The sequence below is a fragment of the Actinosynnema sp. NPDC050801 genome (genome assembly GCF_040673975.1).
GTDB lineage: Bacteria > Actinomycetota > Actinomycetes > Mycobacteriales > Pseudonocardiaceae > Actinosynnema.
Map to the genome: position 1 here is coordinate 299402 of NZ_JBFAQZ010000009.1, position 21562 is coordinate 320963.

Consider the following 21562-nt stretch of genomic DNA (forward strand, 5'->3'; position numbering starts at 1 on the left):
GCATGACGACCGAGCTCGCGACCGATTCCGACTACGGCGACGTCGTGCGCAACCACCTGACCAGGGTGGAGCAGCAGAACGCGGCGGCCCTGGACGACGTGGCCGAACTGGTGCTGGCGAGCGTTCGCGCGGACGGCATGGTGCTCACCGCGGGCGCCGGCCACTCCCTCGCCGCGGTCGCCGAGACGTTCTACCGCGCCGGTGGCCTGGCCTGCGTGCGCCCCGTCTACCACCCGGAACTGCTGCCCATGCACGGCGCGGTGAGCAGCACGGCCGCCGAACGCCGCTCCGGCCTGGCCGCCGAGGTGCTGCGCGACGCGGGCCTGGCCGCACACGACCTGCTGTTCGTCTTCTCCACCTCGGGCGTGAACCCCTACCCGGTGGAACTCGCGGTGCTCGCGGCGGACGCCGGCTGCCCCGTGGTCGCGGTGACGTCGGTCGCGGCGAGCGCGCTCGCACCGCGCCGTGCGGGCACCACGCTCGCCGAGAACGCCACCGTGGTGCTGGACAACCTGGTGCCGCCCGGCGACGCGACCTACCCGCTCGCGAACCCCGTCACCGCCGCCGTCTCCACGATCGCGACCGCGTTCCTGTGGAACCTGCTGATGGTGCGCCTGTTCGACAAGGCCGCCGAGGCGGGCGTGGCGCTGCCGCTGTGGCGCAGCGCGAACGTCGAGGGCGGCGACACGGCCAACGCCGACCTGCTGCGCAAGTACCAGACGCGGGTGCCCCAGCTGGGCTGAGTGAAGTTCACGAATTCTCCACACGGTCGGGTTAATCTCCGACCGGCAAGGGGGGTTATTCGTGAACGAGAGAACCAAGCGGTGGGTGCTGGCCGGTGGGGGCGTCGCGACGGTCGCGGTGATCGTGACGGGCGTGCTGGTGCTGTGGCCGGACGACGGGCCGGCGACCGGGGACGGACCCCCGAGGGTGGGTCCGGGTGTCGTCGCCCAGCAGTTCTTCACCGCGATGATGTCCGGCCAGGCGGGACAGGCCGCGGCGGCCACCGACGCGGTGGACGCGGCGGGCGCGGCGATCGCCCGGACCCAGCAGGGCATGCCGGGGGTGTCGTTCCACGCGCAGCTCAGCGTGCTGCCGCAGGTGCCCGACGGCGTCACGACGACCTCGGTCGACGCGGCCGTCACGTGGACGCTGCCCGGCGGCGTGCCGCTGCGGTACCCGACCAAGGTCGAGCTGCGGCTGGCGGACGACCGGTGGCGGGTGCACTGGTCGCCCACCCTGCTGCACCCGCAGCTCGCCGAGGGCCAGAGCCTCGCCTACACCACGACCGCCGCCGACGGCGCGCTGCTCGGCCGCGACGGCGTGCCCGTGCCGCAGGGTTTCGCGCCGGTGGTGATGGACTCGGTGCGGCAGACCGTCGGCGCGTTGGGCGGCACGCCCGGCTGGCAGGTCGCCATCGTGGACCCGAACGGGGCACCGGTCGCCGTGGTGCAGGAGCAGAAGGCGCAGGGCGCGAGGACGACCACGGTCACGTTGGACCCGAGGACGCAGGCCGCCGCACAGGCCGCGGTCGACCAGGTCGGCGAGGCGGCGATGCTGGTGGCGATCCAGCCGTCGACCGGCGAGATCCTGGCGGTGGCGCAGAACCAGACCGCCGGACGCGACCCGCTCGCGCTGTACGGCCGGTACGAGCCCGGGTCGACGTTCAAGGTCGTCACCGCCACGGCGGCGCTGACCGGCGGGTTGGCGACGGCCGACACCCCGGTGCCGTGCCCCGGCAAGGCGACCATCGGCACCCGGCAGATCACCAACGAGGACTCCTTCGAGCTGGGCACGGTGCCGCTGCGCCGGGCGTTCGCGGCGTCGTGCAACACCAGCTTCGGTCAGCTGGCGGCGTCCCTGCCCGCGACGGCGCTGCCCGAGGCCGCCGCGTACTTCGGGCTGGCGTCGGACTTCACCGTCGCGGGCATCACCACGAACACCGGCAAGATCCCGCCCGCTGACTCCGTGCCCGCCCGGGTGGAGGCCGGCATCGGCCAGGGCCAGATGCAGGCGACGCCGTTCGGCATGGCGCTGGTCGCGGCCACGGTCGCCAACGGCCGCACGCCCGTGCCGCAGTTGATCCGGGAGATCCCGACCGAGGGTCCGCAGCCGACGGCGTTGCCCGGCGGGGTCGTGAACGCGCTGCGTTCGATGATGGGCGAGGTGGTGACCGGTGGCACGGCTCGGGAACTCGCCCGTTACGGCGCGGTGCGCGGCAAGACCGGCACCGCCCAGTTCGGTGACGGTTCGCGGGCGCACGGGTGGTTCATCGGCTACCGGGGCGACCTGGCGTTCTCGGTGCTGGTGGTGAACGGCGGCTCGTCCAAGGTCGCGGTGGCCGCCACCGGCACGTTCCTCGGCGGTCTCTAGACGGCGGTCTTCAGACGGCGGCCTCCGCGGTCCGCGTGGGCGCGCCTGTCATTTCGGCAGGCGCGCCTGCCGTCCCGGCGGTCTCTAGACGGCGGCCTCCGCGGTCCGCGCGGGCACGTCTGTCGTCCCGGCGGGCTCTCCGCCCTCACCGGGTGCCTCCGTCTCGGCGAACTGCGTCCGGTACAGGTCGGCGTAGCGGCCCTCGGCGGCGAGCAGCTCGGCGTGCGTGCCGCGTTCCACCACTCGCCCGTCCTCCACGACCAGGATCTGGTCCGCCGCCCGGATCGTGGACAACCGGTGCGCGATCACCAGCGCGGTCCGGCCGCGCAACGCCTCGGCCAGCGCGACCTGCACGGCGGCCTCCGACTCGGAGTCCAGGTGCGCGGTCGCCTCGTCCAGGATCACCACGCGCGGCCGGGCCAGCAGCAGGCGGGCGATGGTCAGCCGCTGCCGTTCACCGCCGGACAGCCGGTAGCCGCGCTCGCCCACCACGGTTTCGAGGCCGTCGGGCAGTGAGCGGACCAGGGTGTCCAGGCGTGCCCGGCGCAGCGCGTCCCACAGTTCGTCCTCGGTCGCGCCGGGACGCGGGTAGCTCAGGTTCGCGCGGATGGTGTCGTGGAACAGGTGCCCGTCCTGGGTGACGACGCCGACCGCGCGGCGCAGGGACTCGAACGACAGCTCGCGCACGTCCACGTCGGACAGCCGGACGGTGCCGGAGTCGGCGTCGTAGAGCCGCGGTACCAGCGAGGCGATGGTCGACTTGCCCGCGCCCGACGAGCCGACGAGGGCGACCAGCTGACCGGGCTCGGCGCGGAAGCTGATGCCGTGCAGCACCTCCTCGCCACCGCGTGTGTCCAATGTGGCCACTGATTCCAGTGAGGCCAACGAGACCTTGTCCGCCGCCGGGTAGGCGAATCGCACGTCGTCGAACTCCACCGACACCGGGCCGTCGGGCACGCGGCGCGGGCGGTCCGGTTCGGTGATCATGGGCTTCAGGTCCAGCACTTCGAACACTCGTTCGAATGAGACGAGGGCGGTCATCACGTCGACCCGGGCGTTGGCCAGCGCGGTGAGCGGCGAATACAGGCGGGTGAGCAGCAGGGCCAGGGACACGACGGTGCCCGCGGCCAGGTGGCCGGTGAGCGCGAGGTAGCCGCCGAGGCCGTAGACCAGGGCTTGGGCGAGTGCCGACACCAGGGTCAGGCCGGTCATGAACCAGCGGGTGGCCATCGCCGTGCGGACGCCGATGTCGCGGACGCGCTCGGCTCGTTCACCGAACTCCGCCACCTCGTCCTCGGGTCGGCCGAACAGCTTCACCAGCGTCGCGCCGGGGGCGGAGAACCGTTCGGTCATCTGGGTGGTCATGCCCGCGTTCAGCGTGGACGCCTCGCGCTGCAGGTCCGCCATCCGGGCGCCCATGCGGCGAGCCGGGATCACGAACACCGGCAACAACACCAGGGCGAGTGCGGTCACCTGCCACGACAGGGTGAACATCACGCCCAGCGAGAGACCCAGTTGGATGACATTGGTGACGACACCGGAGAGCGTCGACGTGAACGCCCGCTGCGCGCCGATCACGTCGTTGTTCAACCGACTGACCAACGCACCGGTACGCGTCCGGGTGAAGAACGCCACGGGCATCCGCTGCACGTGCCCGTACACCGCGACCCGCAGGTCGTGGATCAACCCCTCCCCGATCCGCGCCGACTGCCACCGCTCGACCAACCCCAGCCCCGCGTCCACCACCGCGATCCCGGCGATCACCACCGCCAACCAGACCACCACGGACACGCCCCGCCCGCCGACGATGGCATCCACCACCCGCCCCGCGAGCACCGGCGTGCTCACCGCGAGAACCGCGGACACCACCGTGAGCAGCAGGAACACCACCAACTTCGCCCGATGCGGCCCCGCGAACCCCAACACCCGCCGAAACGTCCCCCGCCGCACCCCGCTAGGCACGTCGGACGCCCGCATCGCGCTACGCATCAAACCCCAGGAACCGTCCACGACAGACAGCAACGCCCCCACCACCCCCAACGTTCCCGCCCGCGCCTACAGCCCTCTCTCCCCCAGCCCGCGCGAACTGGAATGCCACCGGACGGCACGGGCCAGCACCCACGGTGCTGCGGTTCCAACCGGCCACGGTTCGTCCGCGAGTGGGCAGGTGGCAGTCAGGCCGGGCGGACGCGAATCACGGGCGGCAGTCAAATCCGGCCAGCGCGGATCGCGGGCGAGCCGGGCTGGGAGCGGCCAACTGTTCGCCAGCGGCGGTCAGGCAGGGATGGCGGGCGGGCCGGGCCGGGAACGGCGGTCGCGTCCGGCGAACTGGGATCGCGGCGGGCCGGGCGGGTGGCGGCCGGCGGGGGTCGCGCGGGTCGGGACGGCGGCGGTGGTGTGGCGGTGGCGGTGGCGGTGTGGCGAGTGGTTCGGGTGAGTGGGATGGCTGGGGTGGTTCGGCGCTCCGTCATATCAACCGAGGTACGGGAACAGTGTTTCCGTACATTTTCGGGCCGATCTCACCCGATCGTGTCCAACCTGGAGGTCAGCTCTGGCCGCCGGCCAGGGCGGTCAGCTCGGCGAGTCGGCGCAGTTGCGCCTCGCGCTCGGCCCGCAGTTGCTGCTCCTCCGACGCACCCTCCGCCGCCGACGCCAGCAGCGCCAAGGTCTCTTGCACCGCACCCGGCATCGGCTTCAGGACCTGCGCGACCAGGTCGTCGACCGCCGCGTCCAACCCGTCCGCCGGCACGACGGAGTTCGCGAGACCGATCCGCAACGCCTCCTCGGCGCCGACGCGCCGTCCCGTCAGGCAGATCTCGGCCGCGCGCGAGTACCCGACCAGGCGCACCAGGGGCAGCGTGCCGCCCAGGTCGGGCACCAGGCCGAGCGAGGTCTCGGCCATGCTGAACTTGACGTCGTCGGCGGCCACGCGGAAGTCGCACGCGAGGGCGAGTTGGAAACCCGCGCCGATCGCGTGCCCGCGCACCGCGGCGACCGTCACCCGCGCCGGGTCGCGCAACCAGCGGAAACCCTCTTGGAACTCCGCGATCAGCGCAGCACCCGCCTCGGGTCCCCGTCGCGTGATCTCCGGCAGACCCGGCTCGCCCTCCACCGGGGCGCCCGTGAACATGCGCCGGTCGAGCCCAGCGGAAAAGGCACGACCGGAACCCCGGACGACCACGACGCGGACGTCCGGGCCCAGCTGTTCGCCGATCGTCCGCAACGCCACCCAAGTCGAGGGCGTCTGTGCGTTGAGCACGTCGGGACGGTCAAGCGTGATCGTCGCGCGCGGTCCGTCCACGACGAGCCGCACGCCTCCGCGTTCCAGCAGGCCGGCGTCGATGGTGGTCGGTGCCGACATGCGTGAACCTCCGGGTTTCGTCAGGCGCCGTCTCTCCTCGACGCCATGTGGTTACCGGAGGGTAGCTTACTTCTTCTTCGTGCGGGTGGCGCCACCGCGACCGCGCAGCTGCACACCGGACTCGCTGAGCACCCGGTGCACGAAGCCGTAGGAGCGCCCGGTGGACTCGGCCAACGCCCGGATGCTCGCGCCCTTTTCGTACTTCTTCTTCAGGTCAGCGGCCAGCTTGTCCCGCGTGGCGCCGGTGATCCGGGCGCCCTTCTTCAGGTCAGCCACCTTGTCCCGCCTTCCGTAGACAGCAGGTCGGGCCTTCGAAAGCCCCTGTCGTCGCAATGATCGAACACGAAGACCAAGAACGCCAGGTGATCAAGCGAAATGATCGGCGAGCGGTCGTGTGATCACACAGAGTCGATCAGGGCTCACGTTGTGGTGTGAAGGGCGAAACCCGTTGGCTCAAGCCAACTGCACGAGCTCCAGGTACTCCTGGGACCAGTGATCCTCGGTCCCGTCGGGCAGCAGGATCACCCGCTCGGGCTCAAGCGCTTCCACCGCGCCGGGGTCGTGCGTGACCAGGACGACGGCGCCCTCGTAGCGGCGCAGCGCGTCGAGCACCTGCTCGCGGCTGGCCGGGTCGAGGTTGTTGGTCGGCTCGTCCAGCAGCAGCACGTTCGCCGCGCTCGACACCAGACCGGCCAGCGCCAACCGGGTCTTCTCGCCACCCGACAACGTGCCCGCGGGCTGGTCGAGCTGCTCACCGCTGAACAGGAACGTGCCCAGCAGCGAGCGCAGCTGCTGTTCCGGCGTGTCGGGCGCGGCGTGGCGGATGTTCTGCCACACCGTTGCCTCGTGGTCGAGCGTCTCGTGCTCCTGGGCGAAGTACCCGAGCTTGAGGCCGTGACCGGCGATGACCTCGCCGTTGTCGGGGCGTTCCATCGACCCGATGAGCCTCAGCAGCGTGGTCTTGCCGGCACCGTTGAGCCCGAGGATGACCACGCGTGATCCGCGGTCGATGGCCAGGTCGACGCCGGTGAACACTTCGAGCGACCCGTACGACTTGCTCAGGCCCTCTGCGGTCAACGGGGTCTTGCCGCACGTGGCGGGCGACGGGAAGCGGATCTTGGCGACCTTGTCCGCCTGGCGGGTGTCCTCCAGGCCGGACAGCAGCTTCTCGGCGCGGCGGGCCATGTTCTGCGCGGCGACGGCCTTGGTGGCCTTCGCGCGCATCTTGTCCGCCTGCGCCATGAGCGCGCCGGCCTTCTTCTCCGCGTTGGCGCGCTCGCGACGGCGGCGCTTCTCGTCCGCGGCACGCGCTTCGAGGTACTTCTTCCAGCCCATGTTGTAGATGTCGACCTCGCCGCGCGTCGCGTCGAGGAACCACACCTTGTTGACCACGTCGTCGAGCAGCTCGACGTCGTGGCTGATCACGACCAGGCCACCTTCGTGCGACTTGAGGAACCCGCGCAGCCACGCGATCGAGTCCGCGTCGAGGTGGTTGGTCGGCTCGTCGATCAGCAGGATCGTGCCGGACTTGGCGCCGACACCGCCCTCGGAGGCGGCGAACAGGATGCGGGCCAGCTCGACGCGGCGGCGCTGACCACCGGACAGGGTGCGCAGCGGCTGGGCCAGCACGCGGTCGGCCAGGCCCAGGTTCGCGCAGATGCGGGCGGCTTCGCTCTCGGCCGCGTACCCGCCGAGGGCGGAGAACCGCTCTTCGAGACGGCCGTACTTGCGCACGGCCTCCTGCAGCTCGGCGTCGTCCACCAGCTCGGCCATGGCGGACTGCATCTTCTCCATGTCGCGGAGCAGCTGGTCCAGGCCTCGCGCGGACAGCACGCGGTCCTTGGCGACGACCGACAGGTCGCCCTCGCGCGGGTCCTGCGGCAGGTAGCCGAGCTCGCCGGTGCGGCGCACCTCGCCCGCGTACGGCTGGCCCTCGCCCGCGAGGACGCGCAGTGAGGTGGTCTTCCCGGCGCCGTTGCGGCCGACGAGGCCGATGCGGTCGCCCGGCTGCACGCGCAGCGTGGCGTCGGACAGCAGGATGCGCGAGCCCGCGCGCAACTCGAGATCGGTTGCGGTGATCAAGTTCTACTCCGGGGTGTGGTCATGCGAGGTCAACGGCGCGGCTGGCGCGGGACCTACTCGATCAGGATGACCACGTCCCCAGTCTACGGGGTGGGCGCCACTTGATTATCAAGGTGTGTCCACCGGCATACATTGCCCGCTATGACTTCGGACTTCACGGGCAGGGCGGCGCTGGTCACGGGCGCCAGCCGGGGCATCGGGTACGGCATCGCGCTGGAGCTGCTGACGCGCGGCGCGTCGGTGACGATCACGGCGCGCAAGGCGGAAGCGGTCGCCGCCGCCGCCGAGTCCCTGGCCTCGACCGCGGGCGTCTCACCCGATCGGGTGTTGGCGGTGCCGGGGAACGCGGGCAGTGCCGACGACCGGGCGCGGGCGGTCGAGGCGACCGTGACGCGGTTCGGGCGGCTGGACGTGCTGGTGAACAACACCGGCATCAACCCGGTGTTCGGGGCGCTCGTGGACGCGGACCTGGATGCGGTGCGGAAGATCTTCGACGTCAACGTGGTCGCCGCGCTGGGGTTCGTGCAGCTGGCGTGGAAGGCGTGGATGCGGGAGCACGGTGGCGCGGTGGTGAACATCGCGTCGGTGGGAGGGCTGCGGTCGACCGGGGTGATCGGGGCGTACGGGGCGAGCAAGGCGGCGCTGATCCGGTTGACGGAGGAGCTGGCGTGGCAGCTCGGGCCGAAGGTCCGGGTCAACGCGGTCGCGCCGGCGGTGGTGAAGACCCGCTTCGCCGAGGCCCTGTACACCGGGCGCGAGGAGGAGGCGGCGGCCGGCTACCCGATGAAGCGGCTCGGGACGCCGGAGGACGTCGCGCGGTTGGTCGCGTTCCTGGCGTCGGACGGGGCGGAGTGGATCACCGGCGAGACCGTGCGCGTGGACGGCGGTCTGCTGGCCACCGGCACCCTGGGTTAGGCGGGGTTCTGCAAGTCACCGGAGCCGGAGGATGACGGCGGCGATGGCACGTTCGGCCTGGTAGCAGGCGGCGCGCGTTCGACGCGTCGAAGGCCGGTGGTCGCCCGCCGCGTGAACCGAGGCTCACGCGGCGGGTGATCCGATCGGCGCGTTCGGGGCAGGTGAGGGCGGTGCGGCGGGTGCGTAGTGCCCGGCGGGTCGACTCGTGCGAATAGGCGTCGACTCGTGCGAATAGGCCCTGTCGGCGATGACGCCCTCGGGTCGAACGCGGGGATGTCCGGGTCCGGTGCGGGCGACGGCGTGGCGGTGGTGTGGTGTGGTGTGGTGGTGGTTCCCGACAATGCTGGAGTCATCACGACGCTGGAGTCGACGCTGATGACCCACTCCAGCTCTCCGACCGAGTGGCCCTTGACGATCACCGGTCCAGGATCCGCTGCCAGGTGCCACCTGCGACGACGTCCCGACACCGGCGGCAATGGCTCGATCGCCGCCCACGATCGGTCGGCTCATCACGCCCCACCATGCCCGCCGACTATCCGACTTCCTGATCATCGGATTGCAGGGCACTGCCCAGGTCGACCACGAGGCACGAGACAGGTTGCCCGCGAGGTCGGTCCGTCAGCTGCGGGTGGTGGTGAGCAGCGGCTGTTCGGTGCTCGTGGAGCTGGCCGTGGTCTGCGGGGAGGTCGTCCTCGTCGTGGTGGGCGTGGTCGTGGACATCGGGTCCGGGCTGGTCGTCAGAGGGAGCGAGGGGTTGGGGGAGGAAGACGCCGGGCCCTCGACGGTCGAGGACGTGGCGTCTCCCGGCGTGGTGGTGGGGCTGGTCGGGACGGGGGTGCTGGAGCTGCTCGCCGGACCCGGCGGGCCCGCCGGGCCGCTGTCACCGTTCGGGGGCTGGTTCAGGGCGAAGGCGACCACCACCGCCACCATCGCGGTGCCCGTCCCGGTCGCGGCCACCGCGTAGGCGCGGCGGCGACGTTTGATCCGGACGCCCCGGTGGACGATGTCCACGGCCCCGAACGACCGCGGCGGCGGCTGGATGTTCAGCTCCTCGAACGTCTTTCTCAGCTCGTCCTCAAGCACCGCGCCTCACCTCCTGCCACAACTCGCCGAACTCCGGTCCCAGCCTCTGCCGCAACGCCTTGAGGCCGCGGTTCGTGTTGCTCTTCACCGTGCCCACCGAGCAACCGAGGGCCGCGGCCGTCTCCTCCACCCCCAGGTCGTGCCAGTACCGCAGCACGAGCGTCGCCCGCTGCTTGGCGGGCACGGCGCTCAACGCCTGCCACACCACCAGCTTGTCCTCGCTCAAGGACCCCGCCACCGGCACCTCCGGCAACGCGTCGGTGAGCTTCTCCCGTTTCCACCGCACGCGGCGCCGCTCGGCCAGGAACGTGCGCACCACGATCTGCCGGAGGTAGGCGTCCAGCCCTTCGCGCTGCGCCAGCTTCGGCCCCGCCAGGTAGAGCTTGAGGAACGCGGACTGCACCACGTCTTCGGCCTCGTGGTGGTTGCCGCACAACAAGAACGCGGTGAAGCGCATCGAGTCGGCACACCGGTCGAAGTAGTGGGTGAACTCCGCGTCCCAGCTCACGCCGTCAGCGCCTCGTGGTGGCCGTCGTCGAGGTCGGCAGCGGCGGCCTCGTCGTCGTGGTCGTCACCGGGAAGGACGCCCCGGGCGAGGTCGTCACCGTCGACGTCACCGGCGGCCGGGACGACGTCGGCTCGGGGTGCACCGTGGTCGTCGGCCACGGGGTGACCTCCACCGGCATGCTCGTGGTCGCGGGCGGCTGGGTGACCGTCGACTGCGGCTCGGTCGCGGTGGAGGTCGGCGAGGTGGCGACCGGCGAGGTGGCGATCGGCGACGTGCTGACCGAGGTGGGGGACGGCCGGGTGGTGGTCGACACGGGCGCCTCGTCGCCGCCGCCGGACGCCAGCGCGGGCACGGCCACGGCGATACCGCCGAGCACGATCGCTCCCGCCGCCAGCACGAGTCGTTTGCGCAGCAAGACTGCTCCTCGGGTTCGTGAGGCCACCGCGGTTCGGTGCCCCCTCACCCTTATGAATGCGGTCGGGGTGGGCGGGGGTTGTCACGACTTTCCGGGTGATTCCCGGACCACGACCTCCACCGCGCGCGCCCGGACGGCGGCCTCGTCCAGCACCGCCCGCCGAGGCTCCGGCACGTCCAGCACCCGCGGTGACGCCAACGCGAACACCTCGCCCAGCCGGCGGTCGCCCCGCAGCGCGTCCAACGCCTGCCGGTCACCACCGAGCACGACCGCGTCCAGCTCGCCCACCCTGGGCGCCAGCACCCGCGCCGCGTCGTCCGCCGCGGCCTGGAGGGCGACCCGCGCCTGCCCTTCCCGCCGCCGGGCGAACCGCTGCTGCGACCACCCGCCCGCTTTGTTGCGCCCGTGCACCTGACGACTGTCCGTGGTCGACACGAGCACCACCCCGTCCTGCGCCACCCCGATGCTGTGCCCGCCGAGCCGCACCAGCAGCAGCCCGACCCGACGGGAAGTGAACGCGTGCGCCAGCAACGCGTCGAGCACGAGACCATCGGACTCGCCCGACGGGGTGAATTCACCGAAGGCGACGTCGACCGAGGCCGTAGCCCCGTCCACCGCCGTGACCAGGCAACGGTCGGCGGTCACCGAGGTCGAGCGCGCTCCTCCGTGCCGGGCGGCGAACCGCGAGAACCACCCTTCCAGGCGTTCCGGCGGCACCTCGACCGCCCGTCCGCCGCCGGAGACCGGGCGGACCCTGCTCATGCGGGCGCGACCGCGACCCAGACCGGTAGCGGGTGCCCGCACTCGGCCGGCGAGAGCCGCTGCACCGCGCCGAACCCGGCGTCGGCCAGCGACGCGGAGATCTGCTCGGGCGACAGCACCCGGTGCCGGGTCGAGACGGTGTTCGCGACCTCCCACGTCTCCGCGCCGCGCACCAGCCGCACCACTTCCAGGGCGTAGGACTCGCCGTCGGCCGACCAGTCCCACAGCTGCACGGTCACCTGCCGGTCCGGTCCCCGCCCGGACACCTTCGGCGGCGGCGCGGTGGGCCGCAACCGGCCGAGCTTGTCCAACTCGGGCACGGCGGCGACGAACAGGCCGCCCGGCCGCAGCGCCTGCCTGGCCAGCACCAGCGCCTGGTCGAGCGCGTTCTCGTGGGCGAGCCGGGGCAGCAGGTCGTCGCCCGCGCGGACCACGTCGACCGGCGGCCCGCCGTGGTGGCGCACCACGTCGAGCAGGTCGAGCACCACGTGGTGGCCGGCGCCGAGCACGGCGGCGGCGACCTCCGTCAACGGGTCCTCCGGCAGGGGCACGAGGTCCTGGGCGGCGGTCACCGGCACACAGTAGGCCCAACGGATCAACGCCCGCCAACGGCACGTGGCCGGCGGGGCGCACGGCGGAGCGGGTGACGCAACGGGTGACGCGGCACACGACGGGGCGCGCCGCACGCAGCCGAACGGCCGCCACCGCGCACCGGTACCGAAGGGCCCGCCGCCACGACCCCGAAGCCCCCGTTGCACAATGTTACCGACGGGTTTACAAAGGGAAGAGCACGGATGTTCACCACTTGACAGAACGATGCCCATCCCAGTGAACTCGTAACCCGTATGGCCCAATCATTGACTCCACCTGGTAGGCACCAACGCCCTGCGTTGGCGGGTAGGGTCACTGGGGCGTGATCTCATGACAGCGGGGAGTCACAATGACCAACGCTGCCGGTCGACCCAACCTGTCCGTCGACGAACTCGACTCGGCGGGCCACGGCAGTCTTGCGCAGCTTCTCACCACGGGACCTTTCCCCGAGGCGCTGAGAGCCGCGATCAAAGCAAGCAGGCTGAGTCTCGACCGCATCCAGCACCGTCTCGCCCTGCGCGGGGTCACCATCAGCGTCGCGACGCTGAGCTACTGGCAGTCCGGCCGACGCCGACCCGAGCGACCCGAGTCGCTGGAGGCGCTGCGCCACCTGGAGACCGTGCTCGGCGTGCCGCAGGCAGGCCTGTCGGCGCTGCTGGGTCCGCCGCGCCCGCGCGGCAGGCGGTCGCGGCCGACCACGATGATGCCGATCGACGCGCTGTGGGCGCGTCGCGAGCGGGTGGCGACCCTGCTCACCAAGGTGGACACGTCCTCGGACGTGAAGCTGGGCCGGATCAGCCAGCACGACCGGATCGAGATCGCCGCGGACGGCGGTCAGCGCTCGGTGTGGGTGCGCCAGATCCTGCGCGCCGAGCAGGACGGCCCGGACCGCTGGGCGCTGGTGTTCGAGACCGAGCAGGCGAACGTGCTGCCGCAGGTGGTGAACCTGCGCAACTGCCACCTCGGCCGGGTGGTCGAGGACACCGAGGCCAACATCATGGCCGCCGAGATGATGTTCGACCGGCCCCTGAGCAGGGGCGAGACCATCATCATGGAGTACGAGCTGCTGTTCGCCGAGGGCCACTACCCGGCGGGCAACAACACGTTCACCCGCAAGTTCCGGCTGCCGGTGCGCGAGTACGTGATCGAGGTGCGGTTCGACCAGTCCAACCTGCCCGCCCGCTGCCAGCAGTTCAGCGTGCCCGCCGGTGACGACACCCCGGCCCGGCGCCGCAACCTGGCGCTGGACGCGGCCGGTGGCGTGCACGCCGTGGCGCTCGGTTTCGGGCCCGGCGTGTTCGGCATCCGCTGGGAGTGGCCGAAGTAACACGTGAACAAAAGGGCCCCGGGAGCGTGCTCCCGGGGCCCTTTTGTCGATCAGGTGTAACCGGATCAGATGTAACCGTTGATCTTCAGCGAGACCGCGCGGATCGAGCCGCGGTCGGACGCGGCCCCGTCCACGACCTTGAACGTCCACGTGCCGTCGACCGGCTCGGCGAGCAGCCCGCCCAGCGGGGTGGTGGGCCGCCACGTGCCGGTGTACGGCGCGAGGTTGCTGGTCACCGAGGAGAACGGCTGCGCGGCGGTGTCGTCGAACACGACCTGGCACAGGTTGTTGCCGGTCGAGCCGTTGCGCTGGAACACCGTGGCCGTCGCGCCGGTCGGCGAGGTCAGCGTGCCGACCAGGTCACCGACGAACGTGTGGTCGATGCCGACGGTCGTCGCGCCGGTGTTCGCGTTGCAGGTGTCGCCGTCGATGGAGAACACGATCTTGGAGCCGCGGCCGACGCCGCTGACCGGGATCTGCACCGTGACGCCGGTGGCGTCGTTGTCCGGGATGGCCGCGACCGGCCCGGCGTAGGCGAACGTCTTGGCGTCGCGGGACGGCTCGCCGACGTTGAGCGTGAACGCGCTCGTGGTCGGTGAGGTCGAGCCCGCGAACGTCACCCGGGCGTCCAGCCGGATGGCCGAGCCGACGCCGAGGGACGCGGGCACGGTCACCTTGAACGTGTTGGTGACCGTCTGGCCGACCTCGACGTTGCCGTAGTACTTCGACCGCGGCGCGATCGTCACGCCCGCGGTGGGCGTGGTGAGCGCGAGGCTGGTCGACGCGGCCGTGCCGTCACCGGAGTTGACCACCGGCACGGTGACCGTGGCCGTGGTGCCCGGCTTGAGGTACTGGCTGCCGTCGGCGTCGTTGACCACGGACGGCTTCGTCGCCTTCGCCAGCGGCTGCGGCGAGGCGCCGGTGTAGCCCAGCACCAGGTCGGCGCGCACGATGCCCGCGCCGGTCCGGTTGTCGACGCCCGCCTCGACGAGGTCGATCGCGGTGGCGGTCAGCGCCTCGCGCACCTCGGCCGGCGACAGCCCGGGGTTGCCGGACAGCACCAGGCCCGCGATGGCCGCGGCGTTCGGCGCGGACGCCGACGTGCCGAAGAACGGGTTGAACCCGGCCACGCTGGTCTGCACGCCGTCCGCCGCGGTCAGGTCCGGCTTCTGCCTGACCTCCTCACGCGGGGTGCCGTCGGGCGCGAAGAACACCCGGCGCGGACCGTCGGAGGTGAACCGCTCAGGCTTCTGTGTGCCGTCGAACGCGTTCGGGAACGGGCCGCGAGGGTTGGCCGGGTCGCCCGGCTCCAGGTCGAACGGCAGCGGGTTGTTCGCCGGGGCGGCCGCCACGCTGATCGCGCCCTTGGCCGCGGAGTGGCCGCGGGTCACGCCGGACGTCGCGAACTTCTTCAGCCCGTCGGAGGAGTCCTTGAAGCGACCGCCCAGGGCGGACAGCGACAGGTACTTGTCCTCACCGCGGAACTTCACCACGGCCAACCGCAGGCCGGAGGCGCTCGCGGGCGTGTTCAGCCGCTCGTACGGGTCCTGGCTGCCGTCCTGCACGCCCTGGCTGAACGACACCACGTTGCCCTGCGAGTTCGCCAGGTACAGGTCGTAGTCGTTGAACGAGGAGGCCAGCGGGTCGGCCCAGAACAGCGTCACCGGCACGTTGCCGGAGCTGTCCGACAGCGGGTTGAACACCTGCTTGGCGTCCGGCGAGGGGTTGAAGTCGTGCGCGGTGCCGGCGAACTTGCCGACGCCGACGCCGGAGTCGACGAACTGGCCCTCCCAGTGGCCCGAGGTGCCGTCGGCGATGTTGCCCTCGTTGCCCGCGGAGGAGAAGAACAGCGCGCCGTCGGCGGTGACCGCGTCGACGGCCTGCGCGATCACGCCGTCCTGGAACGGCGACTCGTTGAAGTACAGGATGTCGTCCACGATGACGTCGCAGCCCAGCTGCGAGCGCAGCGCGCGGATGTTGTCGGCGAAGCTCGCGTCGCCGTTGATCGCGGTGGCGAAGCCGAGGCTCGCGTTCGGCGCGATGTCGTGGAGGATCTCCAGCATCGCGGTGCCCTCGTTGCCCGAGCCCTCCTGGCCGGGCAGGACCTCGACGCCGGCGGGCAGCTCGCCGGCGGCCTGCGACAGGGCCAGCGAGGCGACGCCGTCGGACAGCGCGCACAGCTTCACGCCGGTGCCGGTGACGCGGAAGTCGTCACGCGCGGTGTCCGCCGCGTGCGCCCGGTCACCCTCGCCGGTCCGGACGGCCTGCGGTGCGATCAGGGCCTCGCGGGTGCGGGCCTCGATCTCCCTGGCCTTGTCCTCCTTCGAGGGGGCCGGGTCGGCCTTGCGGTCCTTCTGGTTGAACGTCTTGTACTCGACCGCGGCCTCGACGCGGCGGACGTCACCGCGGGCGGAGAGGGAGGTCAGCGCGTTCAGCGGCAGCTGGGCGCGAACGGTCTTGCCCTCCGTGGAGACCGAGCGGATGCCGCCGCCCGCGGCCTTCACCGCGGCGACCAGGTCGTCGGTGACCTTGAAAGCGCGGATGTCCACCACGACGGTGTTTCCGCTGTGGACCTTCACGCCCGTCTGGAGGGCGGGGAGCTTGTCGAGGGTCGTGGCGTTCCCGCGGCGGCGCTGCTCGACCACGAGCGCGCTGTCCACTTTGGACTCGGCTTCGGTGAGGGACTTCTTGATGTCCTGCAGCGCGGAGATCTGCGCCGCGGTCCGCGCTTCGACGCCCTTGGACGCCTTGGTCGGGTCGGCGGTGGCGGGCGCTGCGACGCCCGCGGTCAACAGCACGGCGGCACCCGCCGCGATCAGGGCGTTTCTTCGCAAACGACGTTTCGGTGAGCGCACAGGCGTCTCCCCCAGATTGGCGTGCCCCCGACGCACGCGGCCTCCGGTCGGATGTATCCGACCGAGGGGTCAACGTATTGCGCACGGCCAAGTACCGTCTGCCACCGTTCGGCCTACTTCACAGACGGTGGATCCATCACATTTCACAGTACAAAAGCATCTGTCCACAGCTGACCGGTTCGTCCGGACAGTGCGTCGAGCAGCGCCGCGGCCTGGTTGTCGGTGAGCGAGGCGACGAAGTCGACCACCGCCCGGCCGCGGGCCAGCGCCCGAACGGCATCCGGGCCCGACGGCGTCTCCCCCGTGGCGCCGACGAGCACCGACGGGTCCGTCCGGGCGAGCGCGGCGTACTCGGCGCCCGCCAGCTCCACCAGGTCGTGCAGCCGGCGCGGCAGCCGGTTCGCCTCGTGCCGGTCGGTGACCCACTGCTCCAACGCCTCGACCAGCGCGGTGAGCAGCCGCGCCTGGCCGCGCTGGTGCAGCGCGAGGTCGGGTCGGAGCAGCACGAACCGGCGGTGCACGAACTTCAGCACCTGCACCTCGTGCCACTGCGGCACGGCCAGCACCACGTGCCCCGAGCGGGTCGTCGGCTCCTCGACCACGCCGACCGAGTCCACCAGGCGGCGCGTCCAGCGGGCGGAGAACCCGGCGACGGCCTGCTCGGCCTCCACCGAGCCGTCGAACGGGACCGCCAGCAGGCCGTCGACCAGCTCCGCGCGCACCTTGGCCACGGCGTGCGCGAACGCGTCGTCGTGCACCGCCCACGAGTCCTTGGCGTGCAGCCGGCGGCGCAGGGTCTCCAGCGAACGACCCGGTCGGCGTTCCTGGGCGGCGAGGTCGGCCAGGCTCAGACCCGCGAGCTCGACGGCGTGGTCGAGCCAGGCGTTCAGCTCGGTGGACACCGCCGCGTGCTGGAGCACACCGACCCGGTGGAAGTCCTCCAGGTCGTGGATGGCGTAGGCGATGTCGTCGGCGGTGTCCATGACCGACGCCTCCACCGTCTGCTGCCACGGCTCCAACCGGCCCGCGTAGAACGCGCGGGACTGCTCGACGTCGTCCAGCTCGGTGACGTAGGCGGAGAACTTGCCGGAACCGGTGCCCGGCGCGTCGGCGGGCTCGGCCGCGCCACGGGGCGGCGCCGGGAGGTCCCTGGGGTGCGGCTTCGGGTAGGACAGGCGCGTCCACGGGTACTTGAGCATCGCCGCGCGCACCGCCACGGTGAGGTCCAGCCCGACCGCGGCCGGACCCCGCACGTCGGTGGTCGTGACGATGCGGAACGACTGGGCGTTGCCCTCGAACCCGTCCGACAGCCCGAACCGGTGCCGGGCCAGCCGGTCGAGGACCTGCTCGCCGAGGTGCCCGAACGGCGGGTGCCCCAGGTCGTGCGCCAGCGAAGCGGCCTCCACCACGTCCGGGTCGCAACCGCCGAGCTTGTCCAGCAGGTTCGCCACGTCGGGGCGGGTGTTGAGGCGCTCGGCGATGGCGCGGGCCGCCTGGGCGACCTTCAGGCTGTGCGTGAGGCGGTTGTGCACCAGCAGACCGGAGCCGGTCGAGCTGACGACCTGCGTGACGCCGCCGAGGCGCGCGAAGAACGGCGAGCTGGCCACGCGGTCCCGGTCGACGCGGAACGGGACCGTGGCCAGGTCGGCCTGCACGGCGTTCCCGCCGGAGCGGCGCTGCGTTCGGGGGTCGGCGGTCTCGTGGTGCATGGCGGAGAACTTAGTCGCGCGGAGCCGGGCGCACCGGGTTGGCGCTACCGTGCAGGAGGCGGAGGGAGGTCGGCTTGGGGCATGAGGAGTCGGGCCACTCGAACGAGCTCTCCGGTTCCGGCGAGTCGTTCGTGCAGGCGCGGGACGTGTCCGGCGGCATCCACTTCCACGCGCCGCGTGCGCCGCGACCACGCCAGTTGCCACTGCCGATCGGCGACTTCACCGGCCGTGAGAGCGAGCTGGCCGAGCTGGACGCGCTGCTGGGCGAGCACTTCACCGCAGTAGTGGTCTCCGCGGTCTCCGGCACGGCGGGCGTCGGCAAGACCGCGTTGGCGATCCACTGGGCGCACCGCGTGCGCGACCGGTTCCCGGACGGTCAGCTGTACGTGGACCTGCGCGGCTACGACCGGGAACTGCCGCTGGAGCACGGTGACGTCCTCTCCGGGTTCCTGCGTGCGCTCAGCGTCGTAGACGTGCCGAACGACGTCGAGGAACGCGCCGCCCTCTACCGCAGCCTGGTGGCCGACCGCCGCGTGCTCGTGGTGCTGGACAACGCCCGCACGGCGAGCCAGGTCCTGCCGCTGCTGCCGGGGAGCCCGGGCTGCTTCGTCATCGTGACCAGCCGGGACGCCCTCCCGGAGTTGCGGGTCCGGTACGGCGCGCGAGGTGTCGACCTCGACCGCCTGCCACCGGACGACGCCGTGCGGCTGCTCCGCACCTCGATCGGACGCCGAGTGGACGAGAGCCCGGACGACGCGGTCACACTGGTGGAGTTGTGCGCACGGCTGCCGTTGGCGCTGAGGATCGCCGCCGAGGTGGCCGTGGTCCGGCCGCGCGCCTCGCTGGGCGAACTGGTGACCGAGCTGGCCGGCGAACGGCGGCTGCTGGGCCTCGCCCAGGACGACCGCACGATCCGCACGGTGTTCTCGTGGTCGTTCAGGCAGCTCGACGACGACTGCCGCGAGCTGTTCCGCGTGCTCGGGCTGCACCCCGGCAGGCGGTACGACACCGCGTCGGTCGCCGTGCTCGCCTCGGTGGACGAGGCACAGGCGGACCGCCTGCTCGACGCGCTCGCCCGCGTGCACCTGGTGGAAGCCGGCGCGGACGGGCGGTTCGGCATGCACGACCTGCTCACCGCGTACGCCCGCGAACAGGCGGAAACCCTGATCGACCGGGAAGCGGCGGACCGCGCGTTCAGCCGGTTGTTCGAGCACTACGCGACCAAGGCCCACGCCGCGCTCGACGCCGACGTGCCCGCCTGGTTCGAGACCGAACGGCTCAACCTCGTCGTCGTGGCGAAGCACGCGGCCCTGCGCGGCGTGCCGGCCTACCGGGTCGGCGCGTACGAGCGCGACTTGGCGCTGCTCACACGCATGGCCGGTGACATCCCGCGCGCCCTGCGGTACTTCGATCGAGCGCTCAAGACCTGTCGGACCTCCGCGTCCGACCTCGTGGACCGCATCCAACTCGACCAGGCCGAGACGATGATCGCGGCGGGCCTCTACTCCGAGGCGTGCTCGCTGTTGGACGACCTGCGCGCGCGGCTGCGGTCCACCGACCCGCTCCTGGCCAGGCTGGACCAGCTCCACGCCGTGGCCGAGTTGGCCAGGGGCAACGCGGACCGGGCCATCGGACTCGCCGCCGTCGCCCGGGTCCGGTTCACCGACGCCGGCGACGACCGGGCCGCGACCACCTGCGCGCTCACGCACCTCGCCGCGCTCACCGCGGAGCCGGACCGCCTGACCGAGGACGAGCGGTCGACGACCTACCAGCGGTTGTCCACCACGGCGGCCGAGCTGACCAGGGCCGGTCTGCCCGACGAGGCCGCGTTCGCGCTGCTGCTCGGCGTGCGGCTCGTGATCGCCAATGGCGACGTCGACCTGGCGGTCACGTTGATGCCGGAGTCGTCCGCCAGGCGATCCGCCCGGATCGACTACCGGCTCCTGCTCCAGCTGTGCTGGGCGGAGATCGCGTTCAAACTCGGGAAGGGCGACGACGTGCTGTTCGAGGCGGAGACCGCGTTCGAACTCGTGAACCACGAGCGTTCCGCCGAACTCAGTCCCGTGCCGGTCGGCGCGCTGTACCGCAGACGGCTGCGCGACCTCGCGTTGGACGTGGTCGTGCGGCGGCGCGAGGCCGGCACCCTGCTCACCTTCACCGAGCGAGCCCGGGTCCAACGCCTCAAGTACGCGCCGGCACGACCGGTCGCCGAGGCGGTCACCCTCGACCAGGTGGTGCACGTGGTCGGCGACCGCGCGCTGGTCAGCTTCGTCGCCGTGTCGGACGAGCTGTTCGCACTCGTCGTGACCGCTGAAGGAACCCGGATCGTCGAACTCGGTCCGGCCGAGGTGATCGTCGAACCGGCTCGGCGGATGTACTCCGACATCAACGCCGTGGCACCGAACGACCTGGCCACTTCGTTGGTGGCCGTCATCGCGGCGTCGGCCGAACGGCAAGCGCACACACTCGACGTGCTCCTCATGCGACCGCTGGCAGAGCACATCGCCGATCGTGACCTGGTGGTCGTGCCCACCGGTCCCCTCTACTCGGTCACGTGGTCGGCGTTGGCGACGTTGAGGGGCAGGTCGGTCGTCGTGGCACCGTCGATCACGGCATGGCTGACCTCGGAAGCGGCTCCATCTCCGCCTCGACCAGACCGCGTGGTGCTCGCCGCAGGACCGGGCGTGCCCGCAGCTGCGCGTGAGATCGACGACCTCGCCCGGCTCCACGTCGACCCCACGGTGCTCCCCATCGACCAGGCGAAGGTCGCAGCGGTGCTGAAGGCGTGCGACGGCGCCGCTGTGGTGCACCTCGCGGCCTTTGCGGTGAACGAGCCGGAGAACGCCCTGTTCTCCAGGTTGGAGTTCATCGACGGGCCGCTGTTGGCGCACGAGTTCAGCGAGATGCACCATCCGCCGGGTCTGGTGGTGCTCGCGGCCTGCGAGCTCGCCGGCGGACACGTGGAACCGGATGGTGACGCCCTCGGCTTCGCTGACGCCATGCTGCTCGCGGGCGTCAGCACGGTCATCGTCGCCATCGGCCGTGTGGGGGATGAAACCACGGCGATCGCCATGCACGACTTCCACCAGGCGCTCGCCGCAGGCCTGTCACCGGCTCGGGCACTCGCGAAAGCGGTCGCGGTGGACCCGTTGCGACGGCCGTTCATCTGCGTCGGCTCGGGCAAGGCATGAAAAAAGCCTTCAGGGGCACCCGTGACCACGGATGCCCCTGAAGGCTGAAGAATTGTTCGGCGGCGTCCTACTCTCCCACACCCTCACGAGTGCAGTACCATCGGCGCTGGAAGGCTTAACTACCGGGTTCGGAATGGGACCGGGTGTTCCCCAACCGCTATGACCACCGAAACACTATGAAATTACCAACCCGTAGGCACCCCGACCCGACAACCCCTCACCGGGGATCGTCCGGGCCTGGATGGTCCGGTTCGGTTCTCTCAGAACCGCACAGTGGATGCGTAGCATTTTCGTGACAAGTCCTCGGCCTATTAGTACCGGTCAACTCCAGCCGTTACCGACCTTCCATCTCCGGCCTATCAACCCAATAGTCTCTTGGGGGCCTTAACC

At 71.5% G+C, this 21562-nt stretch carries 16 protein-coding genes, 2 rRNA genes and 1 pseudogene; 6 read left to right on the plus strand and 13 right to left on the minus strand.

All coding sequences use genetic code 11. The features are described 5' to 3' along the window. Positions 1-2: 2 nt before the first annotated feature. Entirely contained in the window at positions 3-743 is a 741-nt protein-coding gene (locus AB0K14_RS22305; RefSeq protein WP_360455536.1) for an SIS domain-containing protein, read from the plus strand. A 61-nt stretch (positions 744-804) separates the two neighbouring features. Continuing rightward, entirely contained in the window at positions 805-2373 is a 1569-nt protein-coding gene (locus AB0K14_RS22310) for a penicillin-binding transpeptidase domain-containing protein (RefSeq protein ID WP_360455539.1), read from the plus strand. Between the two features lie 84 nt (positions 2374-2457). Here AB0K14_RS22310 and AB0K14_RS22315 read toward each other — a convergent pair whose 3' ends face one another. From AB0K14_RS22315 to AB0K14_RS22330, 4 genes are all read right to left on the minus strand, one after another. Then, on the minus strand, positions 2458-4383 hold the full coding sequence (locus AB0K14_RS22315; protein ID WP_360455600.1) for an ABC transporter ATP-binding protein: 1926 nt from the start codon (positions 4381-4383) through the stop codon (positions 2458-2460). A 535-nt stretch (positions 4384-4918) separates the two neighbouring features. Beyond that, positions 4919-5734, minus strand: coding sequence for an enoyl-CoA hydratase/isomerase family protein (locus tag AB0K14_RS22320; RefSeq protein WP_360455542.1), 816 nt, complete (start codon positions 5732-5734; stop codon positions 4919-4921). A 66-nt stretch (positions 5735-5800) separates the two neighbouring features. After that, the gene (locus AB0K14_RS22325; RefSeq protein WP_219910853.1) at positions 5801-6067 is read right to left on the minus strand and encodes a helix-turn-helix domain-containing protein; all 267 of its coding nucleotides are present in this window, start codon (positions 6065-6067) and stop codon (positions 5801-5803) included. 120 nt (positions 6068-6187) lie between these two features. Continuing rightward, positions 6188-7816 (minus strand): ABC-F family ATP-binding cassette domain-containing protein, encoded by a 1629-nt coding sequence (locus AB0K14_RS22330; protein ID WP_360455547.1) that lies wholly within the window; start codon positions 7814-7816, stop codon positions 6188-6190. A gap of 141 nt (positions 7817-7957) precedes the next feature. On the opposite strand from AB0K14_RS22330, the gene AB0K14_RS22335 reads away from it, so the two are divergent. Next, a complete protein-coding gene (locus AB0K14_RS22335; RefSeq protein WP_360455550.1) occupies positions 7958-8731 on the plus strand; it encodes an SDR family oxidoreductase in 774 nt (257 codons plus the stop codon). A gap of 79 nt (positions 8732-8810) precedes the next feature. Here the strand turns inward: AB0K14_RS22335 and AB0K14_RS22340 are convergent. Beyond that, a pseudogene (locus AB0K14_RS22340) lies at positions 8811-8948 on the minus strand (IS5/IS1182 family transposase); the annotation flags it as partial. A gap of 381 nt (positions 8949-9329) precedes the next feature. Here AB0K14_RS22340 and AB0K14_RS22345 point away from each other — a divergent pair. Then, positions 9330-9695 carry a hypothetical protein gene (locus tag AB0K14_RS22345; protein ID WP_360455553.1) on the plus strand — a complete coding sequence of 122 codons (366 nt, stop codon included), beginning with the start codon at positions 9330-9332 and terminating at the stop codon, positions 9693-9695. A 111-nt stretch (positions 9696-9806) separates the two neighbouring features. On the opposite strand, the gene AB0K14_RS22350 is transcribed toward AB0K14_RS22345, so the two are convergent. The 4 genes from AB0K14_RS22350 to AB0K14_RS22365 all read right to left on the minus strand — a co-directional run bounded on the left by AB0K14_RS22350 (position 9807) and on the right by AB0K14_RS22365 (position 12071). Beyond that, complete coding sequence (locus tag AB0K14_RS22350) at positions 9807-10322, minus strand: SigE family RNA polymerase sigma factor (protein WP_360455556.1); 516 nt, start codon at positions 10320-10322, stop codon at positions 9807-9809. A 4-nt stretch (positions 10323-10326) separates the two neighbouring features. Then, positions 10327-10737 (minus strand): hypothetical protein, encoded by a 411-nt coding sequence (locus tag AB0K14_RS22355; protein ID WP_360455559.1) that lies wholly within the window; start codon positions 10735-10737, stop codon positions 10327-10329. Positions 10738-10818: 81 nt separating this feature from the next. Beyond that, complete coding sequence (locus tag AB0K14_RS22360) at positions 10819-11499, minus strand: acVLRF1 family peptidyl-tRNA hydrolase (RefSeq protein WP_360455562.1); 681 nt, start codon at positions 11497-11499, stop codon at positions 10819-10821. Further along, a complete protein-coding gene (locus AB0K14_RS22365; protein ID WP_360455565.1) occupies positions 11496-12071 on the minus strand; it encodes a hypothetical protein in 576 nt (191 codons plus the stop codon). Before AB0K14_RS22365 ends, AB0K14_RS22360 begins: the two co-directional genes overlap by 4 nt. A gap of 368 nt (positions 12072-12439) precedes the next feature. Here AB0K14_RS22365 and AB0K14_RS22370 point away from each other — a divergent pair, with 368 nt between their 5' ends. Then, on the plus strand, positions 12440-13417 hold the full coding sequence (locus AB0K14_RS22370) for a hypothetical protein (protein ID WP_360455568.1): 978 nt from the start codon (positions 12440-12442) through the stop codon (positions 13415-13417). 65 nt (positions 13418-13482) lie between these two features. Here AB0K14_RS22370 and AB0K14_RS22375 read toward each other — a convergent pair whose 3' ends face one another. After that, positions 13483-16251 (minus strand): S8 family serine peptidase, encoded by a 2769-nt coding sequence (locus AB0K14_RS22375; protein ID WP_360455571.1) that lies wholly within the window; start codon positions 16249-16251, stop codon positions 13483-13485. A 164-nt stretch (positions 16252-16415) separates the two neighbouring features. After that, positions 16416-17981: a dGTP triphosphohydrolase gene (dgt, locus tag AB0K14_RS22380; RefSeq protein ID WP_360455574.1), complete on the minus strand. Its 1566-nt coding sequence runs from the start codon at positions 17979-17981 to the stop codon at positions 16416-16418. A 74-nt stretch (positions 17982-18055) separates the two neighbouring features. Here dgt and AB0K14_RS22385 point away from each other — a divergent pair, with 74 nt between their 5' ends. Then, the gene (locus AB0K14_RS22385) at positions 18056-21172 is read left to right on the plus strand and encodes a CHAT domain-containing protein (protein ID WP_360455577.1); all 3117 of its coding nucleotides are present in this window, start codon (positions 18056-18058) and stop codon (positions 21170-21172) included. A 54-nt stretch (positions 21173-21226) separates the two neighbouring features. Here the strand turns inward: AB0K14_RS22385 and rrf are convergent. Then, a 5S ribosomal RNA gene (rrf, locus tag AB0K14_RS22390) occupies positions 21227-21343 on the minus strand. Between the two features lie 120 nt (positions 21344-21463). Next, positions 21464-21562 (minus strand): 23S ribosomal RNA (locus tag AB0K14_RS22395); the annotation flags it as partial.